This is a genomic window from Okeania sp. SIO3B5 (assembly GCF_010692555.1).
GTDB lineage: Bacteria > Cyanobacteriota > Cyanobacteriia > Cyanobacteriales > Microcoleaceae > Okeania.
In genome coordinates this window covers 1-5,980 of the sequence record NZ_JAAHHG010000586.1, presented here as the reverse complement: position 1 = coordinate 5,980, position 5,980 = coordinate 1, and the positions used below count along the sequence as shown (strand labels likewise).

Annotated in this window: 4 protein-coding genes and 1 pseudogene; 2 read left to right on the top strand and 3 right to left on the bottom strand. The window is 37.7% G+C overall.

Translation table 11 applies throughout. The features are described from left to right. Positions 1 to 22 precede the first annotated feature (22 nt). Both F6K54_RS38780 and F6K54_RS38775 read right to left on the bottom strand, forming a co-directional pair. The gene (locus F6K54_RS38780) at positions 23 to 202 is read right to left on the bottom strand and encodes a transposase (RefSeq protein WP_293089476.1); all 180 of its coding nucleotides are present in this window, start codon (positions 200 to 202) and stop codon (positions 23 to 25) included. 125 nt (positions 203 to 327) lie between these two features. Further along, positions 328 to 735 (bottom strand): helix-turn-helix domain-containing protein, encoded by a 408-nt coding sequence (locus tag F6K54_RS38775; protein WP_293089475.1) that lies wholly within the window; start codon positions 733 to 735, stop codon positions 328 to 330. A 626-nt stretch (positions 736 to 1,361) separates the two neighbouring features. Here F6K54_RS38775 and F6K54_RS38770 point away from each other — a divergent pair. Then, entirely contained in the window at positions 1,362 to 3,125 is a 1,764-nt protein-coding gene (locus tag F6K54_RS38770; RefSeq protein WP_293089473.1) for a pentapeptide repeat-containing protein, read from the top strand. Positions 3,126 to 3,398: 273 nt separating this feature from the next. Next, positions 3,399 to 4,569: pseudogene (locus F6K54_RS38765) on the top strand (RNA-guided endonuclease InsQ/TnpB family protein). A gap of 150 nt (positions 4,570 to 4,719) precedes the next feature. Here F6K54_RS38765 and F6K54_RS38760 read toward each other — a convergent pair. Then, positions 4,720 to 5,823, bottom strand: coding sequence for a trypsin-like serine protease (locus F6K54_RS38760; protein WP_293089472.1), 1,104 nt, complete (start codon positions 5,821 to 5,823; stop codon positions 4,720 to 4,722). Positions 5,824 to 5,980: the final 157 nt, after the last annotated feature.

Here is a 5,980-nt window from a genome sequence, read left to right as displayed (position 1 = left end):
ATACCTTTTAGAGCCTTTAGTTTTATGAGATAATGACAAACTTTACCTTTCTTAATTTCTTAATTCGTTTCTTCAGTGGCTTAGGAGCATCAACCTTTGTACCGTCACTAAATGTAGCAAAGGTTTTAATACCTAAATCTATGCCTACTGAATTATCAGTTTGAGGTAAGATTTCTGGTTGTATTTCTACTACAAAACTCAAGAAATATCTATGAGCGGAATCTTTGATTACTGTTACTGATGATGGAGCAGCAGGTAACTCTCACGGGCGAAACTATTTTCAGCTTTCCAATCTTAGCGTTGCTAGGAACTTTATGTTGACCAACTTTAAATCCTCATGCATGTAAACCTAGCAGTTTGCTTTGACTTTCTACTTTTAAATCGCGGAGCGTTGCGAGGAACGAAGCAATCTGGAGGTCTAACAGGTCTACCTTTTCTCTTGCCTTGAGTTGATTTAAAAAAGTTTTGATAAGCCTGGTTTAAATCATTCAATGATTGCTGCAATGGTATGTTAGAAACCTCTGACAACCATTGTCTTTCTTCAGTCTTTTTAGACTGAGTAATAAAAAGCTTTTGTAGTTCTGAATTAGTAGATTTGTTTTCTCCTGATTTATACCTCTGTTGGCAGTAAGCTAGACTATCATTCCAAACCACACGGACACAACCAAATAGCTTTGCTAATCGGTATTTTTGTCCCGGTGTTGGATATATACGATACTTAAATCTAGCTTTCATAATTTGACTATTAAACTAACAATATGATAACATTTTTATTGAAAAAAAATAAACCCGCAATAAAAAGTTGCCCTAGAAGGGCGAGGCTTGAGACCCATTTTTTCGGTCATTTCAGTTATCAGTTGTAATAAAAAATAGGCTCTCAAGTAGATAAATACTTAATATAGTATAATCAAATACAATCTTGATGACAAATTTTATTGTAAATACTTTAGCTATAAACAGCAATTAGTATAGCTCGATTGTTCCATTTGTTTTCAGCATAATTAAATATCAAGTATAATTAAAGTTTGCGATTTAACTAAGTAACTGAATAATTTCTGATGTACTTAATTTTTATTTCCTCAAAAAAAAAAGTACCTTTTCTTTTGTGGGTTTCATACCCTACCGTCAAAGTGGACGCTGAAAATTGTTTGGGGCATCGGACAGGAAGTAACTTGTAGAAGACTATTCATAAGCAATTAGATCTTCTGCCTTCTGTCCTCTACCCTTTGCCTTCTTCAAATAATCAGGAATTGTGACAATTTGTAATTGCTACTCAATCAAAAAGTATGATATAATTTGTAAACAGAGTTATAGCATTAGCGCCCCATTTACAAGTAGAAAAAAACGGTGGTACTATTAACATGAAACAAGACCTTTCTAGCCAAGGCTATCAAATTATTAGAGAAATAGAACGTCACCAAAACGAAGGAAAAGTGACATATCAGGGACTAGCTCTCAAACAAGACCAAGAAGTTGTCATTAAAGAATTTCGTTTTGCAGATAGTGATGCAAATTGGGCAGGGTTTGAAGCTTATGAACGAGAAGTAGAAATTCTCAAAGAACTAGAACATCCTCGTATTCCCAATTATGTAGACTCTTTAGAAACTACCGAAGGATTTTGCTTGATTACAAAATATCAAGCAGGCAATTCTTTAGCAGAAAGAAGAAATTTTACTCCCGAACAAATTAAGCAAATTGCTATTTCAACTTTAGAAATTTTAGTTTATTTACAAAGGCAAACTCCACCCATTATTCACGGTAATATTAAACCAGAAAATATATTAGTTGATACCTACTCTAACGGTGAAAGATTCCCTATTGCACATTTAATTAATTTTGGTTCTGCGCGGATCGGAATAGAAGATATTTTAAGTGATGGTGTCAGTGGTACTCCAGGTTTTATGTCACCAGAACAAGAATTAAATGGTACTGTCACTATAAATTCTGACTTATATAGTTTAGGTGCAACTATAATCTGCTTGTTAACAGGTACTCGCAGTACAGACATCAAAAAATTAATAGACCGCAACTATAGTTTTAACGTCAAAAAATTAATGCCACAACTGAGTACATTATTCACAATGTGGCTAGAGAAAATGCTATCTCCCAATAGCAAAGACCGCTTTGAAAATGCAGCAGCAGCAATGGCCGCACTGAAGCCAATTCCTATGTTTGGCGATGCTGCTAATTTTAAGAATGTGACGATGGCAATGAAGCCTGTAAAAATATCTGCAATAGTAGGAGTGGCTAGTATTACAGCTCTTGCTATATTAGCTACAAGTTTAACAGTGTTTCGACAACAACGAGAGCGAACTAATTTATCGAGAACACAAAGACTTCAACAAGAAATTGTCATCAAAAAAATCTCGGGTAAGAGTGCAGTTGAGCAATTACGAACAACCGGGGGATGTCAAGGTTGTAACCTTCGTGGTGCTAACTTAGTAGCTATCAAAATTGAAGATGCTTATCTGCGAGAGGCAGATTTATCCAATGCTAATTTGAGAGGTATCGAACTCAGGGAAGCCAGATTGCAAAATGCTAACCTTAAAGGTGCGCAACTGCAAGGAGCAAACTTAATGAAGGCTAAACTACAGCAAGCTAATTTGTCTCGCGCTCATTTAGAGGGAGCAAATTTAAGGAGTTCTAATTTAGAAAATGCTAAGTTGGAAGGAGCTTTCCTTAGTGGAGCGACTTTAAAGGCGGCAGTATTAGAAAATGCTAACTTACGAAAAGCTAGTTTATCTGGCGCAAATTTGACGAGTTCTAATTTGCCAGGTGCTAACTTGCAAATGGCTAATCTCAAAGATGCTCAACTCAATGGAGCGAAGTTTCAAGGAGCCAATTTAAGAGGAGCGAATTTAGGTGGGGCAATAATGAGTCGTGCTAATCTCCGAGGTGTCGATCTTAGGAGGGCAGTGTTAAAAGATGCTGATCTAAGGAGAACAGACTTAGTCGGAGCAAATTTGACTGATGCTAGGTTAATGGGTGTTGATCTCAGGGGAGCTAACCTCAAGGGAGCTAATCTGAAGAATGCCAATTTACAAGGAGCAAATATCGAAAAAGCTAATCTGCAAGGGGCAAATTTGCAAGGGGCAATTATGCCTGATGGTAGTTTGAATGAGTAATTGAATAATTGATAATGGATAATGGATAATTGATAATTGATAATGGATAATTGATAATTACCTCTCCTACGCGAACTAATGAACTAATTAGATTTTATTTTGGAGGGATACACCCATCGCGGGCAAGATGCCCGCACTACAATCTTTTCACTATTCATCTTGTACATCATTTGCCCGAAATATGCTGTAAAACATGGAGCATTGACTTAATCAGAGAATAACGATATAATACGTATTTAAGCATACTTTTAGACAGGCTGCACTCACTCAGGAATGAAATCCATTAAAACAAAGCTGAAACTTAATAATAAACAGAAAACTCTGATGGCTCAACACGCTGGCTATTCACGCTGGTGTTATAACTGGGGTTTAGGTCTGTGGAACGCTGCTTACAGAGATGGTTATAAGCCAAATTCCCGTAAGCTTAGAGAGGTTTTTACCAATCACACAAAACCCCTCTACCCCTGGATGAAAAACTTATCGTCTAAAGTTTATCAATATGCTTTTATTAACTTGGGTGAAGCATTTAAAAGGTTTTTTCAAGGTCTAGGTAAACGCCCACGGTTTAAGAAGAAAGGTAAACATGATTCATTCACAATAGATAATTGTGGAAAACCAATAGAACTAAACGGATGGAGTCACAAATTACCTTTTATTGGTATTGTGAAAACTTATGAACCCATTGAAGCAACAACTCAGAAAATAACTATCAGTAGACAAGCTGGTGATTGGTATTTAAGTTGCAGCTATGAATTTACTCCGACTTCAACACCAAAAACTACAGAAGTTGTAGGTGTAGATTTAGGAATTAAGACACTAGCAACACTAAGTACAGGTGAAGTCTTCGAGAGTATTAAGCCCTACAAAAAAGCGCAAAACAGATTAGCGCGCGTTACAACAACAACTGAGTAGGAAAGTTAAGCATTCAAGCAATTGGTACAAAGCTTTAGTCAAGCTAGCCAAACAACATAGACGAGTAGCTAACATCCGCAAAGATGCACTTGATAAATTGACAACATATTTAGCCAAGAACCACGGCATTGTTGTGATTGAAGGTTTGAATGTGTCTGGTATGTTAGCCAACCATAAACTAGCTAAGTCAATAGCAGACCAAGGCTTTTATGAGTTTAGAAGACAGCTTGAATACAAGTGTCAATGGTACGGCTGTGAATTAGTAGTAGTAGACAGATTTTTTCCATCTTCTAAGACTTGCTCTAGTTGTGGTCATGTACAGGATATGCCTTTAAACATCAGAACTTATGACTGCCCAGAATGCGGTTTATCAATTGACCGAGACTTGAATGCTTCAATTAATTTAAGAAAGCGAGTGTTAATTGGCGAGGTTTCCTCGGAATGTAAGACACACTCAAGAGATGCGGTCGGCTTGACCGTGAATGCCTGTGGACGGAGTGCTGCCGACAGTTCCGGTGGAAGCAGGAAGTAAACATTAAAATGTCACTAATTATGCGGTGCGACCCCGCGTCGGCATCAGACGCAAGGGAACGCGCACCAAGAGAGACGTTTTATATCGGTTTTATGAAGCAGTGGCTGGTTGTTGACTATCCATAAGCAATTTTCCCTTCTACCTTCTACCTTATGCCTTCTGCCATTTTGTGAATAGACTTAACATACCTAATGCTAAAATTACATAAATATTGCTTGGTTCAGGAACTCGCTTAGATCGAGAATTATTGCGGTCTCGCTCTAGATCGGGTTGGTAATTTTCAAAACCCCAATCTTTAATTACAGCAACTTCATAGGATTTATCAAAATAGTTTTCTTGTGGTGAAACTACAGTAATGTCGGGACTAATATCGTTGCTACTTGTATTAAAATGAATGGGGTTAAAAGAACGATCTGAGTGTATTGTTTCCATTGCTCGCATTGCGCCATAAATCCAATTTATGTGTGATGAAATGCGAGTTGAACCTACAACATCATTGTAACTAGAGTTATTTAGACCATCGTTTCGTCCCCACCCAAAGGAATTAATGCCAGCAATATGACCGTTAATAAATAATCCACCACCACTATCTCCAGGAGCAATGGCATATTCTAAGTCAAGAGGAATGGTATTTGGATCGATAGAATTTGTTGTCCAGGGAGAATCGAAATCTGATAATAGCAGGTTGTCGGGTAATCCTAAACTGCTACCAAGTTCAACAATATTTTGACCTCCTCGTTTTGTACCTTTTGTATTTGGTAAATAACCGCTTAAACCGTTACCTGTAGCACCGAAGCCAACATAAGTTCCAACTTGATGGAGTTCATCAAAACCTGTGAATAGGGGCGCTGATGGTATATCGATCGCTGGAGTTGCCAGACGCAAGACAGCAATATCATATCCAGCTCCAAAATCTCGGTTGCTAGAAAACCAATTTTGGTGAGCAGTAGCATTTGTAACTGGGTAGGGAATATCATTAACCACGAAAGTTGCATTGAGTAGAGTTTCGTTGTTGAAGTCAATACAATGAGCTGCGGTGAGAATGTAATTGGGGTCTATAAGTGTTGCGGAACAAAAATCTTCACCAGAAGAGAATTTTGTGTTGAGATAACCGACACTGGGAAACAGGTTTGCTAGGGAGGTATATTGCTCGTCGGTGCGATCGTGACGGATAGTGCCAGCATAAACTATATTATTGAAGCAGAAGGTTGCGATTAAAAGTGTGGTTGAGGAAATTAAACGCTTAATCATCATTCAATTCGTTATTAGGTAGGGATGGAGACTTGCAACGTCGGTGTAATAATATCATGTCCGGTTGAACAGTTATAAATAAATAACGACTTAGGAGTCAGGAGTCAGGAGTCAGGAGTCAGGAGGGAAGAAAGAAGAAGAAGGAGAAAGTTTTTTTATC

Coding starts and splice junctions, on each gene's coding strand:
- F6K54_RS38775 (WP_293089475.1), bottom strand. CDS start 735: ATGAAAGCTAGATTTAAGTATCGTATATATCCAACACCGGGACAAAAA.
- F6K54_RS38770 (WP_293089473.1), top strand. CDS start 1,362: ATGAAACAAGACCTTTCTAGCCAAGGCTATCAAATTATTAGAGAAATA.
- F6K54_RS38760 (WP_293089472.1), bottom strand. CDS start 5,823: ATGATGATTAAGCGTTTAATTTCCTCAACCACACTTTTAATCGCAACC.